The organism is Streptomyces sp. 4N124, from assembly GCF_052245395.1.
In the GTDB taxonomy this organism is placed as follows: domain Bacteria; phylum Actinomycetota; class Actinomycetes; order Streptomycetales; family Streptomycetaceae; genus Streptomyces.
Genome location: NZ_JBQQBS010000063.1, coordinates 35,046 through 56,952, shown reverse-complemented (window position 1 = coordinate 56,952; position 21,907 = coordinate 35,046). Strand labels below are relative to the sequence as shown.

26 protein-coding genes are annotated in these 21,907 nt (G+C 70.0%); 8 read left to right on the top strand and 18 right to left on the bottom strand.

Annotated features, from left to right (window positions below):
• Nucleotides 1–197: 197 nt before the first annotated feature.
• Complete coding sequence (locus ACTWQO_RS40605) at nt 198–419, top strand: hypothetical protein (protein WP_443242391.1); 222 nt, start codon at nt 198–200, stop codon at nt 417–419.
• A gap of 74 nt (nt 420–493) precedes the next feature.
• Complete coding sequence (locus ACTWQO_RS40600) at nt 494–1,711, top strand: TerD family protein (RefSeq protein ID WP_443242395.1); 1,218 nt, start codon at nt 494–496, stop codon at nt 1,709–1,711.
• 61 nt (nt 1,712–1,772) lie between these two features.
• Here the strand turns inward: ACTWQO_RS40600 and ACTWQO_RS40595 are convergent, their stop codons facing one another.
• The 5 genes from ACTWQO_RS40595 to ACTWQO_RS40575 form a co-directional block, all read right to left on the bottom strand.
• On the bottom strand, nt 1,773–2,789 hold the full coding sequence (locus ACTWQO_RS40595; protein ID WP_443242390.1) for a 1-aminocyclopropane-1-carboxylate deaminase: 1,017 nt from the start codon (nt 2,787–2,789) through the stop codon (nt 1,773–1,775).
• A gap of 14 nt (nt 2,790–2,803) precedes the next feature.
• A complete protein-coding gene (locus ACTWQO_RS40590) occupies nt 2,804–3,433 on the bottom strand; it encodes a GntR family transcriptional regulator (RefSeq protein ID WP_443242394.1) in 630 nt (209 codons plus the stop codon).
• Between the two features lie 84 nt (nt 3,434–3,517).
• On the bottom strand, nt 3,518–5,101 hold the full coding sequence (locus ACTWQO_RS40585) for a TROVE domain-containing protein (protein WP_443242389.1): 1,584 nt from the start codon (nt 5,099–5,101) through the stop codon (nt 3,518–3,520).
• A gap of 498 nt (nt 5,102–5,599) precedes the next feature.
• Nucleotides 5,600–7,051 carry an alkaline phosphatase PhoX gene (locus tag ACTWQO_RS40580; protein ID WP_443242388.1) on the bottom strand — a complete coding sequence of 484 codons (1,452 nt, stop codon included), beginning with the start codon at nt 7,049–7,051 and terminating at the stop codon, nt 5,600–5,602.
• A 158-nt stretch (nt 7,052–7,209) separates the two neighbouring features.
• The gene (locus ACTWQO_RS40575; RefSeq protein ID WP_443242387.1) at nt 7,210–8,637 is read right to left on the bottom strand and encodes a hypothetical protein; all 1,428 of its coding nucleotides are present in this window, start codon (nt 8,635–8,637) and stop codon (nt 7,210–7,212) included.
• Between the two features lie 290 nt (nt 8,638–8,927).
• On the opposite strand from ACTWQO_RS40575, the gene ACTWQO_RS40570 reads away from it, so the two are divergent.
• A complete protein-coding gene (locus tag ACTWQO_RS40570; RefSeq protein WP_443242386.1) occupies nt 8,928–10,754 on the top strand; it encodes an endonuclease/exonuclease/phosphatase family protein in 1,827 nt (608 codons plus the stop codon).
• Nucleotides 10,755–10,764: 10 nt separating this feature from the next.
• Here ACTWQO_RS40570 and ACTWQO_RS40565 read toward each other — a convergent pair whose 3' ends face one another.
• The 3 genes from ACTWQO_RS40565 to ACTWQO_RS40555 are packed head-to-tail and all read right to left on the bottom strand — an operon-like array spanning nt 10,765 to nt 12,887.
• Nucleotides 10,765–11,508, bottom strand: coding sequence for an SRPBCC family protein (locus ACTWQO_RS40565; RefSeq protein ID WP_443242385.1), 744 nt, complete (start codon nt 11,506–11,508; stop codon nt 10,765–10,767).
• 13 nt (nt 11,509–11,521) lie between these two features.
• Nucleotides 11,522–12,127: an ArsR/SmtB family transcription factor gene (locus ACTWQO_RS40560; protein WP_443242384.1), complete on the bottom strand. Its 606-nt coding sequence runs from the start codon at nt 12,125–12,127 to the stop codon at nt 11,522–11,524.
• Between the two features lie 58 nt (nt 12,128–12,185).
• A complete protein-coding gene (locus ACTWQO_RS40555; RefSeq protein ID WP_443242383.1) occupies nt 12,186–12,887 on the bottom strand; it encodes an antibiotic biosynthesis monooxygenase in 702 nt (233 codons plus the stop codon).
• 101 nt (nt 12,888–12,988) lie between these two features.
• Between ACTWQO_RS40555 and ACTWQO_RS40550 the strand changes: the two genes are divergently transcribed.
• The gene (locus tag ACTWQO_RS40550; RefSeq protein WP_443242382.1) at nt 12,989–13,342 is read left to right on the top strand and encodes a putative quinol monooxygenase; all 354 of its coding nucleotides are present in this window, start codon (nt 12,989–12,991) and stop codon (nt 13,340–13,342) included.
• A gap of 11 nt (nt 13,343–13,353) precedes the next feature.
• Here ACTWQO_RS40550 and ACTWQO_RS40545 read toward each other — a convergent pair whose 3' ends face one another.
• The 3 genes from ACTWQO_RS40545 to ACTWQO_RS40535 form a co-directional block, all read right to left on the bottom strand.
• On the bottom strand, nt 13,354–13,713 hold the full coding sequence (locus ACTWQO_RS40545) for a DUF3618 domain-containing protein (protein ID WP_443242381.1): 360 nt from the start codon (nt 13,711–13,713) through the stop codon (nt 13,354–13,356).
• A gap of 65 nt (nt 13,714–13,778) precedes the next feature.
• Complete coding sequence (locus ACTWQO_RS40540; protein WP_443242380.1) at nt 13,779–14,456, bottom strand: hypothetical protein; 678 nt, start codon at nt 14,454–14,456, stop codon at nt 13,779–13,781.
• Nucleotides 14,453–14,629, bottom strand: coding sequence for a hypothetical protein (locus ACTWQO_RS40535; RefSeq protein WP_443242379.1), 177 nt, complete (start codon nt 14,627–14,629; stop codon nt 14,453–14,455). The genes ACTWQO_RS40540 and ACTWQO_RS40535 overlap by 4 nt, the downstream gene beginning before the upstream one ends.
• 143 nt (nt 14,630–14,772) lie before the next feature.
• Here ACTWQO_RS40535 and dapA point away from each other — a divergent pair, with 143 nt between their 5' ends.
• On the top strand, nt 14,773–15,669 hold the full coding sequence (gene dapA, locus ACTWQO_RS40530; protein ID WP_443242378.1) for a 4-hydroxy-tetrahydrodipicolinate synthase: 897 nt from the start codon (nt 14,773–14,775) through the stop codon (nt 15,667–15,669).
• Nucleotides 15,670–15,679: 10 nt separating this feature from the next.
• Here the strand turns inward: dapA and ACTWQO_RS40525 are convergent, their stop codons facing one another.
• Entirely contained in the window at nt 15,680–15,904 is a 225-nt protein-coding gene (locus ACTWQO_RS40525; RefSeq protein ID WP_443242377.1) for a hypothetical protein, read from the bottom strand.
• A gap of 206 nt (nt 15,905–16,110) precedes the next feature.
• Between ACTWQO_RS40525 and ACTWQO_RS40520 the strand changes: the two genes are divergently transcribed.
• A complete protein-coding gene (locus ACTWQO_RS40520) occupies nt 16,111–16,452 on the top strand; it encodes a hypothetical protein (RefSeq protein ID WP_443242376.1) in 342 nt (113 codons plus the stop codon).
• Nucleotides 16,453–16,474: 22 nt separating this feature from the next.
• Here the strand turns inward: ACTWQO_RS40520 and ACTWQO_RS40515 are convergent, their stop codons facing one another.
• Nucleotides 16,475–16,852, bottom strand: a complete 378-nt coding sequence (locus ACTWQO_RS40515) for a MerR family transcriptional regulator (protein ID WP_443242375.1) — start codon at nt 16,850–16,852, stop codon at nt 16,475–16,477.
• 76 nt (nt 16,853–16,928) lie between these two features.
• Here ACTWQO_RS40515 and ACTWQO_RS40510 point away from each other — a divergent pair, with 76 nt between their 5' ends.
• A complete protein-coding gene (locus ACTWQO_RS40510; RefSeq protein WP_443242374.1) occupies nt 16,929–17,657 on the top strand; it encodes an SDR family oxidoreductase in 729 nt (242 codons plus the stop codon).
• A gap of 299 nt (nt 17,658–17,956) precedes the next feature.
• Here the strand turns inward: ACTWQO_RS40510 and dapD are convergent, their stop codons facing one another.
• The 3 genes from dapD to ACTWQO_RS40495 all read right to left on the bottom strand — a co-directional run bounded on the left by dapD (nt 17,957) and on the right by ACTWQO_RS40495 (nt 20,063).
• On the bottom strand, nt 17,957–18,952 hold the full coding sequence (dapD, locus tag ACTWQO_RS40505; protein WP_443242373.1) for a 2,3,4,5-tetrahydropyridine-2,6-dicarboxylate N-succinyltransferase: 996 nt from the start codon (nt 18,950–18,952) through the stop codon (nt 17,957–17,959).
• 233 nt (nt 18,953–19,185) lie between these two features.
• Nucleotides 19,186–19,743 carry a TetR/AcrR family transcriptional regulator gene (locus tag ACTWQO_RS40500; RefSeq protein ID WP_443242372.1) on the bottom strand — a complete coding sequence of 186 codons (558 nt, stop codon included), beginning with the start codon at nt 19,741–19,743 and terminating at the stop codon, nt 19,186–19,188.
• Nucleotides 19,743–20,063 (bottom strand): DMT family transporter, encoded by a 321-nt coding sequence (locus ACTWQO_RS40495; protein ID WP_443242371.1) that lies wholly within the window; start codon nt 20,061–20,063, stop codon nt 19,743–19,745. Before ACTWQO_RS40495 ends, ACTWQO_RS40500 begins: the two co-directional genes overlap by 1 nt.
• Nucleotides 20,064–20,236: 173 nt before the next feature.
• Here ACTWQO_RS40495 and ACTWQO_RS40490 point away from each other — a divergent pair, with 173 nt between their 5' ends.
• Entirely contained in the window at nt 20,237–21,052 is an 816-nt protein-coding gene (locus ACTWQO_RS40490; RefSeq protein WP_443242370.1) for an AbfB domain-containing protein, read from the top strand.
• Between the two features lie 51 nt (nt 21,053–21,103).
• Here ACTWQO_RS40490 and ACTWQO_RS40485 read toward each other — a convergent pair whose 3' ends face one another.
• Complete coding sequence (locus tag ACTWQO_RS40485; protein ID WP_383772287.1) at nt 21,104–21,436, bottom strand: metal-sulfur cluster assembly factor; 333 nt, start codon at nt 21,434–21,436, stop codon at nt 21,104–21,106.
• Complete coding sequence (gene sufU / locus ACTWQO_RS40480; RefSeq protein ID WP_443242369.1) at nt 21,433–21,900, bottom strand: Fe-S cluster assembly sulfur transfer protein SufU; 468 nt, start codon at nt 21,898–21,900, stop codon at nt 21,433–21,435. Before sufU ends, ACTWQO_RS40485 begins: the two co-directional genes overlap by 4 nt.
• Between the last annotated feature and the right edge of the window lie 7 nt (nt 21,901–21,907).

The following is a 21,907-nucleotide window of genomic DNA, read 5'->3' as shown; positions in this document are numbered from 1 at the left end:
AACCCCCACCCACCCGCTGGGGCGCTAGCTTCTCGGCGCCGGCCGGCATCATCCAGCCCGTCCGGCGATTGAGGACGAGGCCCGTTCAGGGCCGAAGCGGGGGTCTGGGGGCGGCAGCCCCCAGGGATGGGACGGGTAGGGGCGGCGGGGGCGAAAATCGATGGGCCGGACCATCTCGCGTCCGTACGATCGCGACCATGCCGAAACCACAAGGCTTCCAGTACGAGGACCGCCCGGACGGCACCGTCCTGATCACGCACTCCGGCCGCCAGGCCACCATCCTGCGCGGCTCCCGAGCGGACCAGTTCCGCCACGAGGTCACCACGGCCGACCCACAACTCGTCATGGCCCGCTGGACCGGCAACTACAAACGCGGCAACGAACGCACGGCGCGCAACCACCCCCGCAACCGCCACTGAACCCCACTCAGCCAATTGGCCCCCAGGTAAGGGAACGGCAAAACACCCTCGCTCGTTCACCGGGCATGACAGCTATGACCCCCGGCTCGAACATCCCTCTCCCCACCGCACGCGTCACGGTGGACGTCGCCGCCCCGGTGCGGCTCGACGTTTCGGGCCTGCTGCTCACCGCCGACGGCAAGGTGCGCTCGGACGACGACTTCATCTTCTACAACCAACCCGCGGGCCCGGGCGTGACGTACCGCTCGGGCGGCGGCACCGCCCCCGACGCGATCACGGTCGACACCGCGGCCGTACCCCCCGGCATCGAGAAGATCGTCGTCACGGCGAGCCCGGACGCCGCGGGCCAGACCTTCCAGGGCATCGAACCGACCGCCACGATCCGCAACGCGGACGACAACAGCGCCCTGGCCACCTTCACGCCCCCGCAGCTCGGCGCCGAGACGGCCCTGGTGGTCGTGGAGATCTATCTGCGCAACGGCGTCTGGAAGGCCCGCGCGGTGGGCCAGGGATACGCCAACGGCCTGGCCGGCATCGCCACCGACTTCGGCGTCAGCGTGGAGGAACCGGCCCCCACCCCGGCTCCCGTGGCACCGCCCCAGCCGGTCACCCCGCCCCCGCCGGCACCCACGCCCACGATGCAGCCCCCGGTCACCCCGCCGGCCCCGCCCCTGTCCACCCCGGCGGCGCCTCCGGCCCCCGCCCCGGGCGCCGGAAAGATCAACCTCGACAAGGGCCGGGTCAGCCTCCAGAAGAACCAGACCGTGTCCCTGATGAAGGGCGGCCGCCCCCTGCTCTCCCAGGTCCAGATGGGCCTCGGCTGGGAGCCGGCGTACCGCGGCAAGGACATCGACCTGGACGCCTCGGTCATCGCGTACGGCCCGCAGCGCAACCACATCGACAGCTGCTACTTCGGCAAGCTCCAGATCGTGAACGGCGCGATCCGCCACTCCGGCGACAACCTCACCGGCGAGGGCGGCGGAGACGACGAGGTGATCACCGTGGACCTCGGCCGTCTCCCGCAGGAGGTCACCGGCCTGGTCTTCACCGTGAACTCCTTCTCCGGCCAGAAGTTCACCGAGGTCGCCAAGGCCTACTGCCGCCTCCTGGACGCCTCGACCGGCGAGGAGCTGGTCCGCTTCGACCTCACCAGCGCCGAACCGCAGACGGGCGTGATCATGGCCAAGCTCATCCGCCAGTTCTCCGGTGAGTGGGAGATGACGGCGATGGGCGACTTCGTGAAGTCCCGCACGGTGCGGGGCATGGTGAAGCCCGCGGCCCAGTCGCTGTAGCGGCCGGTCGATACGAACGCCGGGGCGCCCCGACCGTGAGGGCGGCCCGGCTTGCGGTTGTCTAGAACAGCGCGCTGTACGCGTTCAGCGCGGGCTGCCCGCCGAGATGGGCGTAGAGCACGGTGGCGTCCCGGCCGAGCTCGCCCCGCGAGACGAGGTCGATCATCCCGGCCATCGACTTCCCCTCATACACGGGGTCGGTGACCATCCCCTCGGTCCGGGCGGCGAGCCGCATCGCCGCGAGCGTCGCCTCGTCGGGAATTCCGTACGTGCCCGCGTGGTAGCGCTCGTCCAGCTCGACGTCGGCTTCCGTCAACTCCTTCTGTACGCCGATGAGTTGCCCGGTGTTCTGCGCGATACGCGCGATCTGCTCCCGGGTGCGGACGGGCTCGGCGGACGCGTCGATACCGATCACGCGCCGCGGGCGCCCGCCCGCCTCCTCCAGCGCACGGAATCCGGCGACCATGCCGGCCTGCGTCGACCCGGTGACCGAGCAGACGATCACGGTGTCGAAGAAGACGCCCGACTCCCGTTCCTGATCGGCGACTTCGTAGGCCCACGCGGCGAAGCCGAGGCCGCCGAGCGGATGGTCGGAGGCGCCGGCGGGGATGGCGTACGGTGTGCCGCCCGCCTCCTCCACCTCGCGCAGGGCCTGTTCCCAGCTCTCCTTGAAGCCGATCCCGAACCCCGCGCGCACGAGTCGTACGTCCGCGCCGGCGAGACGGCTGATGAGGATGTTGCCGACCTTGTCGTACACCGAGTCGGGCCACTCCACCCAGCTCTCCTGCACCAGCACGCACTTGAGCCCGGCGCGGGCGGCACAGGCGGCGACCTGACGCGTGTGGTTGGACTGCACCCCGCCGATGGAGACGAGCGTGTCGCAGCCCTGCGCGAGCGCGTCGGCGACCAGGTACTCCAGCTTGCGGGTCTTGTTGCCGCCGTAGGCGACCCCGGAGTTGCAGTCCTCGCGCTTGGCCCAGAGGGACGCGCCGCCGAGGTGTTCGGTGAGGCGCTCCAGCCGGTGCACCGGTGAGGGGCCGAAGAGCAGGGGGTAACGCTCGTACGAGGAGAGGGACATGGAGCCTCCTTGGCTCAGTCGGGGTCGGCCAGGTCCACGAGGGTGCGCCAGATCTCGGCCGTGACGCGGACCGCCTCGTCCACGTCCTTGTCCCCGCAGGCCGCGATCAGCCGTTCGTGCAGCCCCGGCGAACGGCAGGTGCCGCCCTCGCCGAAGCGGCGTCGCTCCAGCCGGCGGATGAGGGGGGTGTAGCGGGCGACGGTGGCCGCGGCGGCACGGTTGCCGCTGACCCGGACGAGGACGTCGTGCAGTTCGTCGTCGGCGCGCAGGGCGGTGTCGACATCGCCCGCGCGGACGGCGGCGGCGAACCGCTCGTTGGCGGCACGCATCTTCTCGATGTCCGCGGCGAACAGCCGGGGCACGGCGACCCGGGTGGCCAGCTCGTGCATGGCTCCGACAACGGCCGCCGCGTCCCGCACGTCGGCCGCGACGACCGGCGTCACCCGCGTATAGCTCTGCGGCTTGCTCTCCAACAGCCCCTCGTCCACGAGCCGCGAGAACGCCTCCCGCACCGGCGCCCGCGACAGCCCGAGCCGCTGGGCGAACTCGGCGTCCCGCACGACCGCACCGGGCTCGATCTCACCGGCGACGATGGCGTCCCGGATCGCCTCGTAGGCACGGTCGCGGAGCAGGGTGCGCGGTATGGCTTCCACAAACTGAAATGTTAGATGTCAATCACGAGGGCAGGCAAGGGTGTGCCCCGCACCGAAGTGCGGGGCACACCCTGCCTACGCGGCCCAGGGCCAGTCGGCGTCCCGAGCGCTCTCCAGAAGCGGCACCATCCGGAACGCCGCGTCCGAGAGGCCGCCGAAGGTGTGGCGGTTGCCCTTGCCCGACGGGCCGTGGCCCGCCCGGTACCCGGCGAGATTCCAGGTGTAGACCGGCACGTCGGCGGGGACCTGCTCGGTCGGGTCGCCGTGGTAGCTGTACGCGGCCTGCTCATCGGTGACGATCAGGACGCGGTCGTGCTTCTTGTAGTGGCGCCGTACCGCTTCGGTGGTGTTGGTACCGCCGAGGTCACCGAAGCGATCGAGCACCCTCAGCACGGACTCGCCCTTGCGGAACCGGATCCGCTTGCTGCTCGTACCGAACTCCACCAGATCCGCGTCCGCCGCCCGCAGAGCGAGCGCCGTGCCGAAGATCGCCGCGGCGTCCGCCCGGTTCAACTCCGAGCGGTCGGACAGCCGCGAGTAGAACATCGAACCCGAGCGGTCGACGAGCACCAGCGTGCGGCCCGGCAGCGCGGGCACGTTGGCCAGCGAGTGGCCGAGTGCCTGCTCCAGCGGGTACGACCAGCGCAGCGACGGCGCGTGCTGATACGCGGCGAGGTAGCGGAACGGGAACTGCCGCGAGCGCGCCACCTCCGCCGGGTCGCTGATCTTCGCGGCGACCTGGGCCGCCACCTCGTCGGAGACCCCGGCCTCGTCGAAGTTCCGCAGATTGCGGACCAGCGCCATGGCGCCCATGGACGGGATCACGGCTTCCCAGGCCGCCTTGTCCATCGGGCCCTGCAGCCAGCCGGCCAGCGCCTCCCAGGTGATGCCCGCGTCCGCGAGACGCCGCGCGCCGCCCGAACCGGTCACGACCTTGCGCCGCTTGGCGGGCCGCAGTGCCATCAGGTCACGGTGGGCCGCCAGCACCGGCAGCGACTTGGGCACCACTGCCGTGTCCGGGTGGTGCCGGCGGTCGAGGGCGTACTGGAACAGGTCGCCCTGCCACGGCTTCTGCGGGTCCGGCGCGGCGTGCACCAGGTTCAGGATGTCGCCGAAGCGGTAGCCCTTGGACGCCGTGTCGTACTTCAGGAGCGACTTGGCGCTGTAGAGGCGGCGTACGGCATCGGCGACGCCACGCTTCACGGGCTTCGGGATGGCTCGGCCGTACCGCGAAGTCCAGTACGCGAGCAGCTCGCCGGGCTCGTCGGGGCGGCGCAGCACGGAGTCGATGACCTGCCGGTTGGACGGGCCGTCCGTCGCACCGGCGTCGAGGCGCGCCTTCACGTACTCGGCGGCGCCCACGATCGAGGCCGTACGCAGGTTGCCCTCGCCGCGCAGCCAGTCGAGCAGGCCCGCGGTCCACTCCGGGTCCTCGACGGCGAGCCGGCGTACGAGCTCGGCGAACCGGTCGTCGCGCGCCTCACCGCTCTCGTAAAAGGTCTGCTGTGCGACGAAGTTGGCGATCGAGAGGAGAAAGAGCTCGGAGCGTGCGTCACGCTCCTGGCCCCGGCCGCCCTGGTGGGTACGCAGAACGCGGCCGGTCGACGTCACTCGAGAAGTGGGCTGTGCCCTGGTGTTCTTGGTGTTGAAACGCGCCATGGTGAATTCCCCCCGAATTCGTTGGTGTTCATTCGTGTTTCGGAGGGAGGCGCAGCAAATGGAATGTGCCCGAGGTCGAGGTCGGCTGCGGCGCTTATCACCAGGCGCGTCTGCCAGTTCCGCCACATCGACCCGAAGTCGATGACGGGATTCGAACCCGCACGGTTTCCCACCAGGTCCCGAAGTATCCGCGGCCTGCGCACCGGGCACACACCATCTGCTGCGCCTCCCGAGATCAAGTCGGCGGCGGCGTGGTTTCTTTGAGAGAGAAGTAGCCGCAGCCTGCGCACCGGGAGGTGCATGAAATTATGGTGTCCAGAGTTCAAGGCCGGCGGAACCGACGTAGGTGCTCTAACCCCTGAGCTACACCGGCGCGTTGTACCGGTGGCGGGACTCGAACCCGCGGCCGCCCCATTATCAGTGGAAGTAGGTCCTGCCTTCGCACCTGGACGTACATCACTTTAGGAGGCGTACCGCGGGCCGGGCCAATGAATTAATTCAGCCGCGCTTCTGGCGCTTCCAAGGACCGGTGATCGCCAGCAGAATGCCCGGGTCCTGGATGTTGGCGTACAGAGTGCGGCCGTCGGGCGAGAAGGTGACGCCGGCGAACTCGCTGTACTCCGGCTCCTCTTCGGTGCCGACGTTCAGGTCGTTGCGGGCGATGGGGTACGTACGGCCACTGTCGGTCGCGCCGAAGAGGTGCGAGATTCCCTCGCCGTCCTCGGCGAGGACGATGCCGCCGTACGGGGAGACGGTGATGTTGTCGGGGCCGTCGAAGGCGCCGTCGACGGACGGGGCGGGGTTCACGCCGAGGAGGACCTTCAGGGTCAGGGTGCGGCGCTTGGGGTCGTAGAACCAGACCTGGCCGTCGTGCGGCTGGCCGGGGCTCTCCTGACGGGCGTAGGAGGAGACGATGTACGCGCCGCCGTCACCCCACCACATGCCCTCCAGCTTGCGGCAGCGGGTGACCTGGCCGGTGGTGAACTGCTTGCGCACGGACGTCGTCCTGGCGTCGCGGTCGGGGACGTCGATCCAGTCGACGCCGTAGACCGTGCCGATCTTCGTGGCGCGGGAGAGGTCGTCGACGAACTTGCCGCCGGAGTCGAAGCACTTGAAGGCCTCGAACGTGCCCGCGTCGTCGGCGAGGGTGCGCAGCTTGCCGCGGCCGTGGCGGAAGCCCTCGGGCGGGGTCCAGCGGTACAGCAGGCCGTTGGGGTTGGACGCGTCCTCGGTCAGGTAGGCGTGGCCGCGCTTGGGGTCGATGACGACGGCCTCGTGGGCGTAGCGGCCCAGCGCCTTGATGGGCTTGGGGTTCTTGTTGGCGCGCCGGTCGCAGGGGTCGACCTCGAAGACGTAGCCGTGGTCCTTGGTCATGCCTCGGGAGCCGGCCTTGTCCTCGGTCTCCTCGCAGGTGAGCCAGGTGTCCCAAGGGGTGCTGCCGCCGGCGCAGTTGGTGGCGGTGCCGGCGATGCCGACCCACTCGGCGACCTGGCCACCGGGGCGCACCTCGACGACCGTGCAGCCGCCGGCCGCGGCCGGGTCGTAGACGAGGCCCTCGATGAGCGGGACCGGCGCGTCCGCGTCGGCGTACGGGCCGCCGATCTCGTGGTTGTTGACCAGCAGCGTGGTGCCGCGCGGGCCGTCGAAGGCGGCGGTGCCGTCGTGGTTGGAGGGGGTGGTCTCGCCCGACTCCAGCTTGGTCTTGCCGCTGTAGGTGAGGACGCGGTACTTGAAGCCGGCGGGCAGCGCGAGGATGCCGTCGGGGTCGGGGATCAGCGGCCCGTACCCGACCCGGCCGTGCGCGGCGTCCGTTCCCTCAGTCTCGCCCTCGACGTCGGTGGAGGCGAGCGCGTTCGGTGCGGTGGCGAGGGCGCCGACACTGCCCGCGAGCGCGACACCGGCACCGGTGATCGCGGAGTTTCTGGCGAAGTCCCTGCGGGTGAGCGACATGCGTACTCCTGTAACGGTGGGTATGCCGTGGAGGGTGGCGGACCTCGGTATTCGGCCGCCACGCTCCCGCTCACGTGTGAACGGCGGTTGAACTACGCCCCAAGGGGCGCGGGGAACTGCGCGACCAGCCACATTCCACCCGCGCTCGCCAACCGGGATCAACCACCCTGTTGCGACCGCGCCTTGAACGCCGCCTTCCGCGCCTCCTTGGCAACCCGCTTGTCCGGATGCAACCGCCCCATCGCCTCCAGCACATCCGCGGTCGCCGGATGCTCCACCCGCCAAGCCGCCGCGAAGAACCCCCCGTGCTGCTGCGCGAGCCCCTCCACCAGCCCCCGCAGCTCCTCGGAGTTCCCCTCGGCCGCGAGCTGCGCGGCAACCGTGTCGATGGTCAGCCAGAACACCATCGCCTCGGACGGCGCGGGCACGTCCGGTGCCCCGTGCTCGGTGAGCCAGACCCGCGCCAGCCCGCCCAGTTCCGCGTCGTCGAGCACCTCCCGCAGCGCGGGCTCGGCCTCCGCGCCGACGAGTGACAGTGCCTGCTGGCAGCGCAGCCTCCGCAGGGGGGCGCCTTCGTCGGACCCGCGCGCCGCGGCCAGCAACTCCCGTGCCGCGGCAAGGGGTTCACGGCGGGCCAGCCACTGTTCGGTCTCGGCCTGTGCGGCGGCCGGCGGGAAGACGGAGGTTCCGTCGAGCAGCGCGTCGGCGCCCTTGTCCGCGAGGTCGCCGACGGCCGGCGCCTCGATCCCGGCCTCCAGCAGCCGCGCCCGCAGCCCGTAGAGCCCGAGCGGGGTCAGCCCGACCATGCCGTAGCGGGAGACGTCCGTGTCGTCGACCGGTGCCGCGGGCTCCTCGTCGGCGTCGGCCATCAGCGCCTCGTCGACCGGCTGGAACTCGACGAGCCCGACCGGCGCCAGCATCCGGAACTGGTCGTCGAGGCGCATCATCGCGTCGGAGACCTGCTCCAGGACGTCGTTGGTGGGCTCCCCCATGTCACTGGGCACGATCATGGACGCGGCGAGCGCGGGCAGCGGCACCGGACCGCCGCCCGGGCCGTCCTCGCTGACCGTCAGCAGATACAGGTTGGCCAGCACTCCGTCGAGGAACTGCGCCTCCGCTTCCGGGTCCCAGTCGAGGGAGGAGAAGTCGATGCCGCCGCCCTCGTCGACCGCCTCGACCAGGTCGTCGAGGTCCGGGACGCTGGCGTCGGCGAGCACCGTCTCCAGCGCCCCGAGCCACACCGCGAGCACGTCGTGGGGCGAGCCGCCGGTGAGCAGTGCGAGGTCGTCGCCGGTCACGACCGTGCCCTCTTCCTCGTCGACGATCTCGACGAGCCCGGTGTCGACGGCGATCCGCCAGGCCTCGCCGGCGCAGGCGGCGGCGTCGTCGCCGGTCAGTCCGAGGGCCTCGGCGGCGGCGGGCAACTGCTCCTCGACGAGTCCGCCGCCGGCGTCGACGCGGGTCTCGGGTCCGGCCCAGCGGGCGAGCCGTGCCGCCCGGGACAGCAACGGCGTGGACAGCGCATCCCGCGCCAGCTCCGCTTCGGGGTGCAGCCGCACCGGCGGCAAGGGGGAGCTGTCTGACATGGACTGGTTCTCCTCGGGCGCGTTCTACCACTTAGACGCTCAGCCTAGACGGATTTCCACCCATGCCGCCCGGTTCATCTCCCGGTCAGGCCCCGTACATGGCTGAAACCTTGACAACTGGCGTGACCAGGCAGGAGATTGACGCGCGTAGAAAACAGGGGGACAACTGTTCACTCTTTCCTGGGCTGTTCACTCTTTTCTACGCGCGTCATACGGGCCTCATGCGCCACCCTTGCACCACCTCGCACCACTCTCGTCCCGGCGCCCACGTACATCCCCGGAGGGATCCCTTGCCGAGCAGGAGTTCCGCGCGCCTCGCCGCGCTCACCGTCGCCGCCGTCTGTTCCGCGGCGTCCACCATCGCCCTGACCTCTCCCGCGCACGCGGACGCCGTGCGCATTCATGACATTCAGGGCAGCACCCGAATATCCCCGTACGCCGGAAAGACGGTCACGGACGTGGCCGGAATCGTCACCGGCGTACGCACCTACGGCTCGTCCAAGGGCTTCTGGATCCAGGATCAGAGCGCGGACGACAATCCGGCCACGAGTGAGGGCGTCTTCGTCTTCACCAGCTCCGCCCCGAAGGTCGCCGTCGGCGACTCGGTCACGGTCTCGGGCACCATCGCCGAGTACGTCCCGGGCGGCGCGTCCTCCGGCAACCAGTCGCTGACGGAGATCACCCGCCCGACGATCACCGTCGTCTCCAGCGGCAACGCGCTCCCGGCCGCGACGAAGATCGACGCGAAGTCGGTGCCCGCGGCCTACGCCCCGGCCGGCGACACCGCCGCGAGCGGTTCGGTCAACAGCCTGCCGCTGCAGCCGTCGGCGTACGCCCTGGACCGCTACGAGTCCCTGGAGGGCATGAACGTCCAGGTCTCCGACACCCGCGTGGTCGGCGCCACCGACCCGTTCACCGAGCTGTGGGTGACGGTGAAGCCGTGGGAGAACCGCAACCGCCGCGGCGGCACGGTCTACGGCACGTACACCTCGCAGAACACCGGCCGACTGCAGATCCAGTCGCTCGGCAAGGTCGCCGACTTCCCGACCGCGAACGTGGGCGACACGCTCGCCGGGGCCACCTCCGGCCCGCTGGACTACAACCAGTTCGGGGGCTACACGCTCGTCGCCAATGAGATCGGCACGCTGAAGAGTGGCGGCCTGGAGCGGGAGACGACCCGCAGGCAGTCCCGGAGCGAGCTGGCGGTGGCGACGTACAACGTCGAGAACCTCGACCCGTCCGACTCCTCCTTCGAGGAGCACGCGGCTGCGATCGTGAACAACCTCCAGTCGCCCGACATCGTGTCCCTGGAGGAGATCCAGGACAACAACGGCGCGACCAACGACGGTACGGTGGCCGCCGATCAGACGATGCGGAAGCTGATCGACGCGATCGCCGCCGCGGGCGGGCCGACGTACGACTGGCGCTCCATCGACCCGACCAACAACACGGACGGCGGCGAGCCCGGCGGCAACATCCGCCAGGTGTTCCTGTTCAACCCGGAGCGGGTCTCCTTCACCGACCGTGCGGGCGGCGACGCGACGACCGCCGTCGGCGTCACCAAGGTGCACGGCAGGGCCCAGCTGACGGCCTCCCCCGGCCGTATCGACCCGGCCGACACGGCCTGGGCGAACAGCCGTAAGCCCCTGGTCGGCGAGTTCACCTTCCGTGGGAAGACGGTCTTCCTGATCGCCAACCACTTCAACTCCAAGGGTGGCGACCAGGGTCTGACCTCGCAGTACCAGCCGCCGGTCCGCAGCTCGGAGACCCAGCGGCACGCCCAGGCGACGGCGGTGAACGCCTTCGTCAAGGACATCCTGGCCAAGCAGCGGAACGCGGATGTGATCACGCTCGGCGACATCAACGACTTCGAGTTCTCCGACACCACGAAGATCCTCGAGTCCGACGGCGCCCTGTGGTCGGCGATCAAGTCGCTGCCGAAGAGTGAGCGTTACACCTACGACTACCAGGGCAACAGCCAGGTCCTGGACCAGATCCTGATCTCCCCGTCGATCCGCTACAGCTGCGACTTCGCGTACGACAGCGTGCACATCAACGCGGAGTTCAACGACCAGATCAGCGACCACGACCCGCAGGTGCTGCGGTTCCGCCCGTAACACCGTGTGCTCAGGGCTGGCTGAACACCCCGTTCAGCCAGCCCTTCCACATGTCCTCGTCCGTCTTGGCGTCGGCGCCCGGGGCGAAGTCGTGGACGGACATGCCGACCATGTAGCCCCAGTGGTTGCGGCCGAAGAAGCGGATCAGCGCGTCGTCCGTGCGCAGGCCGAGGAAGTACGGGTTGCGGAAGTCGACCACGGCATCGATGACTTGGCCCTCGGGACCCCGCACCCGCACGCGCTCGCCCTCCGCCGTGTCGTCGGCGAGCCCGAGCGCGCGGCCCACGGTGACGAACGCGTCGGAGGTCTTGGACGCCTCGGGCCCGTCGAAGGTGGCGAAGGCGGTCAGCGAGCGGCCCCGGAAGCGGGTGAGGTACTCGCGCAGGGTGTGCATGTAGAAGTCGGTGTGCCGGTTGGCGCCGTCGTACTGGTTGTCCCAGTCGTCGACGAAGATGCCGCTGTGCACATACCGCACCCAGGCGCGCCGGCCCTCGTCGCGCGGCTCGATGGTGTAGTCGAGCTGGTTGGCGGTCTGCTCGGAGATCCCGTCGACGTCCTCGACGCGGTTGGTGTAGCGGTGCGGCGGATCCCAGGCGGTGATCGTGGATCCGAAGGGGCCCTTGCCGCCCTCACGCGGCTCGGGCGCCTCCATCGGCCACAGCCAGCCCCCCGTTCCGGCGGTGACGGCCTCCCACACCTCCTCGGGCGTGGCGTCGACCTCAAACTCGCGGGCGATCTCGAATTCCTTGGACATGGTGCGCTCCTGGTCACTGACTTTCGTGGGTGGTCTCGGGCTTGACCGTGGGGTGGAAGGCCACGACGATCCGGTGGTCGCGTCCGCCCTCGGCGTCCGGGGCGTCGTACTTGCGGATCAGCCCGCTCACGCCGGCCGTGAGCTCCTCGATGAAGGCGGCCCGGTCGGCGGCCGACGCGAACCGCACCTCACCGTCCAGCGCGAAGGTGGCGAGGCGCTTACGGGCCTTCGCCGCGCCGGTGATCAGCGAACCGACGTCCCGGACGAGCCGGGCGCCGACCGCCAGCAGCCAGCGCGCGGACAGCTGGTCCCGGAAACGGTCCGGGTCGGGCTGCACGGAGGCGAGCGCGAGCGGCGAGATGACGTACGACGCCGCGGTGGCCTGCATCAGCCGCTCGGTGACATTGCCCTTGCGGCGCTCTCCGGCCAGTTCGACCAGGCCGTGCCGCTCCAGCGCCTTGAGGTGGTAGTTCACCTTCTGCCGGGGCAGCCCCACTTTGCCGGCCAGCATGGCGGCCGACGCGGGTCCGGCCGCCAGCTCGGCGAGCAGCCGGGCCCTGATGGGGTCCAGCGATACGGCTGCGGCCTCGGGGTCCTCGATCACGGTCACGTCCAGCATGGATCCACGGTCTCACCGAAAACTTTTTTTGTCCAGGAGGGTGAAGTGTTCGGTGGGGTCAGTCGGGGATGAGGCCGAGGGCGTGGTCGTATCGGCTGACCGTGCTGCCCTTCAGGCCCGGCCAACTCTGTACGCGCTCCCACTGGGCCGTGGCCGAGCCGATCCCGTCGCCCGGCGCGGCGAGCGCGTCGATATGCGCCTGGGCGCTCTCCCACTCGGCGTAGTTGAGGACCCTGGTGCCATCGGTGCTCACGTGGAAGTGGGCGGACATCCCGCCGGGATGCGGGTGGGCCTCGCTCTCCAACGCGTCGAAGACCGCGTCCACCCAGGCACGCTGCCGGTCGGGGTCGGGCCCCTCGAATTCGACGTCAACGATCACAATGCACCCGGGGATACGCGTGTCGCCGTCGCGGACGCCACTGCGGTAGCGCCGGTACCGGCCGAGGTGCAGCCGCTCGATGCCCGGCACCGCGGTGTCGATCTCGTCGTTGCGCTCCTGCCGATGCGTCTTCCGGAAAGCCTCGTAGGCCTGCTCGCTCGCCCACTGCGAGTAGTGCATCAGGGTTGTGCCGTCGTGGCCGGTGTAGATGTGGTACCCGAGCAGGTCAGGGGCGGGCCACGGACGGCTTTCCCAGGTGGCCGCGATCGCCTCGACGGTCTGCTTCTGCCGCTCGGGCGTTCCCACCCGCCACGTACTGAAGAAGGGCGCACCGACCTCCAGGCGCGTGAGGTCGGGGTGGGTGTCGGTACGGCGGGTCATGTCGGCCTCCTGATCGCTGGGCGATGCCTGTACCGACCACCCTCCGACCTCAACCAAGCTTCAGGTCAAGCCCGTTCCGCCCGCGCACTACCGTCTCCCCCATGAATACGCGAAGCGCATCCGCGGGCATGACCGGCCGACTGATGACCATGACCGCGCACCCGGGCAGGGGCGAGGAGCTCGCCGCCCTCCTGCTGAGGGTCGCGGAGGGACTGCACGGCTTCCCGGGCTGTGAGATCTATCTGATCAGCCGGGACTCGGCCGATCCGGACACGGTGCATGTCACCGAGGTCTGGCGGAGCGAGGCCGACGCGCAGGCGGCACTCGCCGCGCCGCCGACCGCCGGTGCCCCGGCCCCCGCGGACGTCCTCGCGCTGCTGTCGTCCCCGCCCCGCCGCACGGATCTCACCGTCCTCGGCGGAGTAGGACTTCCCGCGGCGGACGACCGGAGCTGACGCGACGCGGCTCAGTGGTGGCCGTTGTGGCGCCGCCGCAGCAGGCCCGCCGCGACCACCGCGCCCGCGGCGGCCCCGGCGACGACGACCGGCCGGGGGTGCCGCCGGCCGGCCTGGACGACGTTCGCGACGGGACGCGGGACGTTGTGCTCCACGGTGTGGCCGGCCTTGGTGGCGGTGCTGCGCAGCTGCACGGTCATCGCGCCGGCCTTGTCCTTGAGGTCGGCGGCGCGGGTCTTGAGGTGGGCCTTGTCGGCCAACTCCTCGACGGTACGGCCGAGTCGGCCCCTGGCGTGTTCGAGCTGCTGCCGCAGTTCCTCGGGCCCCTTGGCCCCGCCGCCCGTGACCTCCGGTGCTGTCCTGTCCGTCATCGGTGTGCCCTTCCCGGATGGTGCCCCTGCTTTTCGGAACACCCGGGTACCCGCACCTGCCCCCGCTACCCCTTTCCGCCACCGCCCGTCCCGCGCTCGCCGAGCCGGGCCAGCTGAGTCTGGAACCAGTCGAGGCGGGCCTGCAACAGGGCGGCCTCCGCGACGAGTTCGGGCACACCGAGGCCGGCCGCCGAGATCCCCGTACCGCCGCTCCCCGCGATCACCCGGAGCCCCTCCCCCGCCAGCCGCGCGAACCCGGCGAGCGACACGGACGTACGACCGCGCACGCAGCCCGCGCAGGAGGGGGCCAGCGCGTACCAGCCGGGCCTGCCCCAGCCGGCGTCTGCGAGGGCCGCCGCGACGGCACCGCACGCGCAGGGTCCGACGGTCGCGGTGCGCACCCGCTGCCGGGCGTACCGGAAGCCGCGCTCGAACCGGATGTAGGCGCCCAGGACGGAGACTTCGAGCAGCACGGCCGCGCGGTGCTCGGCCGTGGTGAGGAGCGCTTCGGCCGCCGTACGGTCGTGCACGCAGTGGAAACCGCAGTCGCAGCGGCGGTGCGGCGCGCGGTGCCGCAGTCCGTAGACGCACCGGGCCTCGTCGCGGACTCCGTACGGCAGCGCGCCGCCCAGCGACACACCGGTGAACCCGGCCCGACTGCCGTCCTGGGACAGCATCGGGTGGGCGATCTTGTATCCGGTCGGCGGCTCCGTCGGGCGTTCCTCCGGAAGCCGCAGCCTCATCGGGCGGCCGGCACCTCTTCGGGCGCGGACGCCTCGACTTCCGTGATCTCTTCGGGGAGTTCGAGTTCTTCCTCGTGGTTGAGCGGCCGCTCTTCCGCGACTCCGGTGGCGAGTGCCTTGCCGAGCTTCATGACGCCTCCCATGACCTGCCGTCGGTTGACCGTCTGGGCCATGGTGACCCATGAGGGGCCGGATTGGACATAGGGCCTTGGAACGATCGTGCGCCGGCCGTCCGCCTGATGTCGCAGCAACCCTTACTCACACCTCGTAGCAGAATTAAGTGGAGCTAAGCGATCGCCCTGCCGAGACTACTGCCATGACGACTTCCGGCTCCCCCTTCGGCCGTGCCCTCTGCGCCATGATCACGCCCTTCACCGAGGAGGGCGCGCTCGACCTCGACGGCGCGCAGCGGCTCGCCGGGCGGCTGGTGTCGGAGGGCTGCGACGGACTGGTGCTCTCCGGTACGACGGGCGAGTCACCGACCACCACGGACGCCGAGAAGTCGGCGCTCGTCGCGGCGGTCCGGGAGGCGGTGGGCGAGCGCGCGTCGATCGTGGCGGGCGTCGGCACCTTCGACACCCGCCACACGGTCGAACTCGCGCTGCAGGCCGAAAAGGCGGGCGCGGACGGCCTGTTGGTCGTCGCCCCGTACTACAGCAAGCCCCCGCAGGACGCCGTCGAGGCCCACTTCCGCGAGATCGCGGACGCCGCCGGACTGCCGGTCGTGCTGTACGACATCCCCGGCCGCACCGGCACCCGCATCGAGCCGGACACCGTGATCCGCCTCGCCGAGCACCCCCGAGTCGTGGCCGTCAAGGACTGCTCGTACGACTTCCTCGGCACCCAAAGGGTCCTCGCCCGCACCGACTTGGCGTACTACGCGGGCTGCGACGAACACAACCTCGCCCTGTACGCGGTGGGCGCGACGGGCTACATCAGCACGGTCGCGAACGTGGTCCCACGCCAACTCCGCTCCGTCCTCGACGCGTTCGACACCGGGGACACGGCGGAGGCGGCCCGCCTCCAGCAGCGGGCCACCCCACTCATCGAGTCGATGATGTCGGCCGGCCTGCCCGGCACGGTCACGACGAAGGCCCTGCTCAATGAACTGGGCCTACCCGCGGGCCCGGTCCGCGCCCCGCTGCGGCCCGCCGGCCGGGAGGCGGTCGACGGACTGCTGGGGGTGTACGAGGAGTTCATGGCCGCCGGCTGAAGTGAAAGGCTCAGCCCCAGCGGTAGTCGTCGCCGAACAGCAGGAAGTGCTCCAGTACGTCCTCCATCGGGTCGTCCACCTGGCCGACGTTGATCAGGCCGACCCGGGGGCCGTTGTGCGAGGCCGTATTGGTCTCGTCGGCGTGTGCGGCACCCGCCGGGAGCCAGCACACCATCACCGCGGTGACCGCCCCGGTCAGCAGCCGTGCCACGGTCCTCGCCCGCTCGTTCGTCATCGCTCAGTCCCTTGTTACGCGGTTCGGCAGTTGATCGGACGCTGCGTCCACCCGTTCATCTGCCTAGACCTTGATCAGGTCACGTGGAGTAACCCGATCGTGCGCTGCGGGGGCGTGGGGTGTACCCGTACGGGTGGGTTCTCGTCCGGGGCCCGGAGAACGCGATCCGGGACCGGTCCCGCGCCTGTGCCGATACCTTCCGTCAGGTGTCCGTAGCTGAGAAAAAGAGACCACCCGCACCGGTCATCGCAGCGGTTGTGCTCTGGGCCCTGCCAGCCGTCTTCTTTCTCCTGCTGAGTGTGGTCGGAGCCCTGGCAAAGGGCGACCCGGCCATACTCTTGTTTGTCCTTCTGGGGTTCCTACCTGGCATGACAGCCCTAGGCCTGTGGCAAGGCAACCGTGGCGCCAGGGTCGTGGCAATCGTGCAGGGATTCGTGGTCTATGGCGGGATCACGATGATCCTTTTGCTCTCGGTGCCTCGATCGTCCCGTGACTGGTTCACCCCGGACTTCCTGAAAGACCCCACCGAAGACTTTCTGGAACGTTGATGAGACGTCTGGCCGACCGCACCTACGGGTGCGTGTCCGTGATCGCGATGACCTTGTCGAGGTGGTCCAGGGTGGCCTGCAGGTCGTCGATCTTGGCCTGGATGCGCTCGCGCTCGGCTCGCAGCATGGCTCGTTGCTCGGCGTCGGTGTGCCCGGCGTCCCAGCACGGCATGAGTTCGGTGATCCTTCGGCTGGTGAGGCCGGCGGCGAACATCTGCTGGAAGAAGCGGACCCGGGCGATGGCGTCCTGCCGGTACAGGCGCTGGCCGGACGGGCTGCGCTCCGCGATGAGCAGCCCTTGCTGCTCGTAGTAGCGCACGGCGCGCACCGAGACGCCGGCGCCTCGTGCCACCTCGCCGATGCGGATCAACCGCTCGGCTGCGCCCACTGTGACAGTCATGGTGATTCCTCTCACCCCTGGCCCTGACGACCGGCACTTGCCTCTGACGTTAGCGTCAGGTTTTAGCGTACCGGCCATGGATATCAACAACTCCGTCGCCCTTGTCACCGGAGCCAACCGCGGCCTGGGCCGCGCCTTCGCCCAGCGCCTGCTCGAACGGGGCGCCCGCAAGGTCTACGCGACGGCCCGCCGACCGGAGACCGTGGACTTGCCCGGGGTCGAGGTGCTGCCCCTCGACATCACCGATCCCGCATCCGTGAGGGCCGCCGCCGAGGCCGCCCCGGACGTCTCGCTCCTCATCAACAACGCGGGAATCAGTACGGGGACCGACCTGGTGACGGGTTCGCTGGACGCGGTGCGGCACGAGCTGGAGACCAACATGTTCGGCCACCTGGGAATGATCCGGGAGTTCGCGCCGGCGCTCGCCAGGAACGGCGGGGGCGCGATCGTCAACGTCCTCTCCGCCATGTCGTGGTTCGGGGGCAAGGGCGCCAATGCCTACCACCTGACCAAGGCCGCCGCCTGGGCCATGACCAACGGCGTCCGCCTGGAGCTCGCCGAGCAGGGCACGCTCGTCACAGCGGTACATCTCGGCCTGGCCGACACCGACATGGCGGCGGGCTGGCCCGTGGACAAGATCGCTCCGTCGGACCTGGCCGACGCGGCGCTCGACGGTGTCGAGGCGGGCTCCGCCGAGGTCCTCGCCGACCAATGGAGTCGGGACGTCAAGTCCCGTCTCCCGCTGACGCCAGAAGAGTTCAACGCCGCGATGGACCGCGCCCTGGCGGCGCTGATGGCGGCCTGAGGGGCCCTCGGGGCCGCACGGACTTCGGTCGGCTGCTTCTCCATCAGCCCCACGGCCTCGCAGCTTCCCAAGCTGACTCACTGTCGAGCGCGCTCAGCGCGCCAAAGACGTCGAGGGGTTGGCTGCTGCACGCATGATGCGGAGTGGCGGGATCTGTGCTCACGAAAGAGCGCCCTCCCGGGCCGTCACGGGGCCGTGGAAGGGCGCTCAACGAGGACCAACGCCGACAACTACCGGCAGTTCAGCAGCAGGTCAGGACGCCGATCGTTCAGGCGGCCGCAAGTCACCGCCGCCCACCATCAGTTGTGGCTGTGCAGGATCTCGTTCAGACCGCCCCAGACCGCGTTGTTCGGGCGGGCCTCGACCGTGCCGGTGACCGAGTTGCGGCGGAAGAGGATGTTGGAGGCGCCGGAGAGTTCGCGGGCCTTGATGATCTGGCCGTCGGGCATGGTGACGCGGGTGCCGGCGGTGACGTAGAGGCCCGCCTCGACCACGCACTCGTCGCCGAGCGGGATGCCGACGCCCGCCTCGGCGCCGATCAGGCAGCGCTCGCCGATGGAGATGATCACGTTGCCGCCACCGGACAGGGTGCCCATCGTGGACGCGCCGCCGCCGATGTCCGAGCCGTCGCCGACGACGACGCCCGCGGAGATACGGCCCTCGACCATCGACGTGCCGAGCGTGCCCGCGTTGAAGTTGACGAAGCCCTCGTGCATGACCGTCGTGCCCTCGGCGAGGTGCGCGCCCAGGCGGACCCGGTCGGCGTCGGCGATGCGCACGCCCTTGGGTGCCACGTAGTCCGTCATGCGCGGGAACTTGTCGACGGACGTCACCTGGAGGTGCAGGCCCTCGGCGCGGGCGTTCAGGCGCGCCTTCTCGATGTCGTCGACGGCGACCGGGCCGAGCGAGGTCCAGGCGACGTTGGCGAGGAAGCCGAACATGCCGTCCAGGCTCTGGCCGTGCGGCTTGACCAGGCGGTGGGAGAGGAGGTGCAGGCGGAGGTAGACGTCGTGCGCGTCGGTCGGCTTCGCGCCGAGCGAGGCGATGACCGTGCGGACTGCTACCACCTCTACGCCACGGCGGGCGTCCGGGCCGATCGCCTTCGCGGCGCCCTCGCCGAGCAGTTCCACGGCCCGCTCGGTGGACAGCCGCTCGGTGCCGGACGGGCCCGGCTCGGCGGAAAGCTCCGGCGCGGGGAACCAGGTGTCGAGGACGGTGCCGTCTGCGGCGATCGTGGCGAGGCCGGCGGCAACGGCTCCGCCGGTGGTGGTGCTGGGTGCAGTCGTGTCGGTCATGAGGGCAACCTAACCGGCGGGGGGCGGGGTGGGCCAACCGGTGGGGGTGGCGTCTCAGGTTGCGGGCCCGTGGGGGGTTGCTGCGGGTACCGAGAGACGGAGGGAGCGGCTGAGGTTTGCGTTGCTGTCGGTCTCCGCGCCGACCTGGTCGCGACGTTGCCGTTGCCGACGTCTTGAGCGGACCGGGCCGGTCAGCTGAAGCGCTCACTCCGGTCAGGCGACGCCCGCCCTCGTCAAGGGGCTTGGCGCGGGCCAGAGGGAATGATCCGCGCCAGTGCCTCGCGGGCGTACTCCTCATCGTACGTCCCATCGGTGAGAAGTACCTGAAGGCAGATGCCGTCCACCAGCGCGACCAGGGCGTGTGCGGTGACCGGGTCCGTGCGCGGGGTGAGGCGGTCGGCCAGGTCCTGGGCCCATTCGGCGGCGACGGGACGGAGGGCGGGGCGGCGCAGGGCGGCGAGGTAGAGCTCGCACTCCAGCTCCACGCCGGTGCGGTCGCCCGCGAGCCATTCGCCTATCCCGGCGGCGAGTTCAGAGGCCAGGTCGGTGTCCGGGTTCTCCAGAGCGCCGCGTGAGGCGACCACCTTGGCGAAGCCCTCGTTGGCCTGGCGCAGGGCCGCGACCATCAGGTCGTCCAGGGTCTTGAAGTGGTACGTGGTGGAGCCCAGTGGCACGTCCGCCTCCGCCGCGACCGTGCGGTGGGTCAGCCCGGCGAGCCCCTTGCGTCCTACGACTCGGATCGCGGCGTCGATGATCCGCTGGCGGCGTTCGGGGTCGTAGCGCCTGGCCATCAGTGCGCTCCCCCGAGGTTCAGCACCACCACGCCGCCCACGATGAGCAGGATTCCGGCGACCTTGGTGAAGGTCAGCTTCTCGTCGAACAGCCAGAGCCCGAGGACGGCGATCGTCGCGGTGCCCACGCCGGCCCAGATCGCGTAGGCCGTGCCTATGCCGACGGTCTTGAGGGTCTGGGCGAGCAGGGTGAAGGAGACGACATAACCGAGGAACGTCAGAAGGGACGGCCAGAGCTTGCTGAAGCCGTCGCTGTACTTCATGGCGGTCGTCGCCGCCACCTCGGCCGCGATGGCGCCGACAAGCGTCAGATATCCCATGTGTACGAGCGTACATAACCGGCGGGGCGACCGTGACCCCGAATGTGGAAACCGCTCTCTCCGAAAGGGCTGCTCCCGACCCCTCGCGTCTACTACTGTTTCACCGTTCACATACCGGGTCTTCGCAGCCGCGGCCCGCCCTGTCGTTCATGGGCGCCGCTGAAGGACAGCGCATGCCAGACACCACGCCCCGCCCGCCGCGGAACCAACCCTGGGAGAACGGCTGGGTACCTGACACCTCCCGGATACCGGGAACGCGACGCCTCTGGCTGGCCGGCACCCTCGCGGTGGCCACCGTCGCCGCGTGTGTCACGGCGATCGTCATGACGGACAGGGGAGTTGACGAAGCGTCAGACACTTCGGAGACCCCCGTCAACGCGACCCTGCCCGGCCTGATCTCCTTCGGCTCGCCGTCACCGAGTACGACGGCTCCCCCCAAGGGCAAGGGCGGCCTGTCCTCCCCTGAGCCCACGACGAAGGCGCCGCCCCGGCACAGCTCCACGCCCACGCCCTCCGCCAAGCCGTCCAAGCCGACGGCACCGGAGGAGAGTTCACCGGCCCCTGTCTCCCGCTTGAAGTCGGTCCGCGCGGTCAACTACCCCGACCGCTACTGGCGCGCCACCGACGACCACGTGGCCCTCGACCCGATCACCTCCGCCTCGGCCGCCGAGGACGCCACCTTCAAGGTGGTCAACGGCCTTGCGAAGTCGTCCTGTTACTCCTTCGCCACCGCCGACGGCGGCTACCTGCGCCACCGCAATTTCGTCCTGCGCTCCGAACGCGACGACGGCTCCCCCCTCTTCGAACAGGACGCCACCTTCTGCCCCCGCCCCGCGTCCTTCTCCGGCGCGGTCATGCTGGAGTCCGTGAACTACCCCGGCCGCTTCCTCCGCCACCGGAACTTCGTGGTCCGACTGGAGTCGTACGACCACAACGACCTGTACCGCCGGGACTCGGCGTTCCGGGTGGTGGCGGGCCTCAACGACTGAGGCCCCCGGATTCGGCGAATTCCAGGGGCCTCACGACGAAAGGGTGGCTGCTCAGACGTTGAATCCCAGCGCCCGCAGCTGCTCGCGTCCGTCGTCCGTGATCTTGTCCGGGCCCCACGGTGGCATCCAGACCCAGTTGATGCGGAGTTCGTTGACGAGGCCGTCCGTGGCGGACTTGGCCTGGTCCTCGATGACGTCCGTCAGCGGACAGGCCGCGGAGGTCAGGGTCATGTCGATCGTCGCGATGTTCGCGTCGTCGATGTGAATGCCGTAGATCAGGCCGAGGTTGACGACGTCGATGCCCAACTCGGGGTCGACGACGTCGTACAGCGCCTCGCGGAGTTCTTCCTCCGAGGCCGGCTTCATCTCTACCGTGTCGCTCATGCCGTCTTCCTTTCAGCGGCGTCGGAGCCCAGCGCCTGGGCCGTCGCGTCCTTCCACGCCATCCAGCTCAGCAGCGCGCACTTCACCCGGGCCGGGTACTTGGAGACACCGGCGAACGCGACCGCGTCCTCCAGCACCTCCTCCATCGCGTCGTCGGGCTCGATCTTCCCCTTGGACTGCATCAGCTCCAGGAAGGTCTCCTGGATCTTCTGCGCGTCGGAGAGGTCCTTGCCGACGAGGAGTTCGTTCAGTACGGACGCGCTCGCCTGGCTGATGGAGCAGCCCTGGCCCTCGTACGAGACGTCTTTGATCGTCGTGCCGTCGTATTTCACTCGGAGCGTGATCTCGTCGCCGCACGTCGGGTTCACATGGTGCACCTCGGCGTCGCCATCCCTCAGACCACGCCCGTGCGGGTGCTTGTAGTGGTCCAGGATGACTTCCTGGTACATCGAATCCAGCTTCATGCGATCG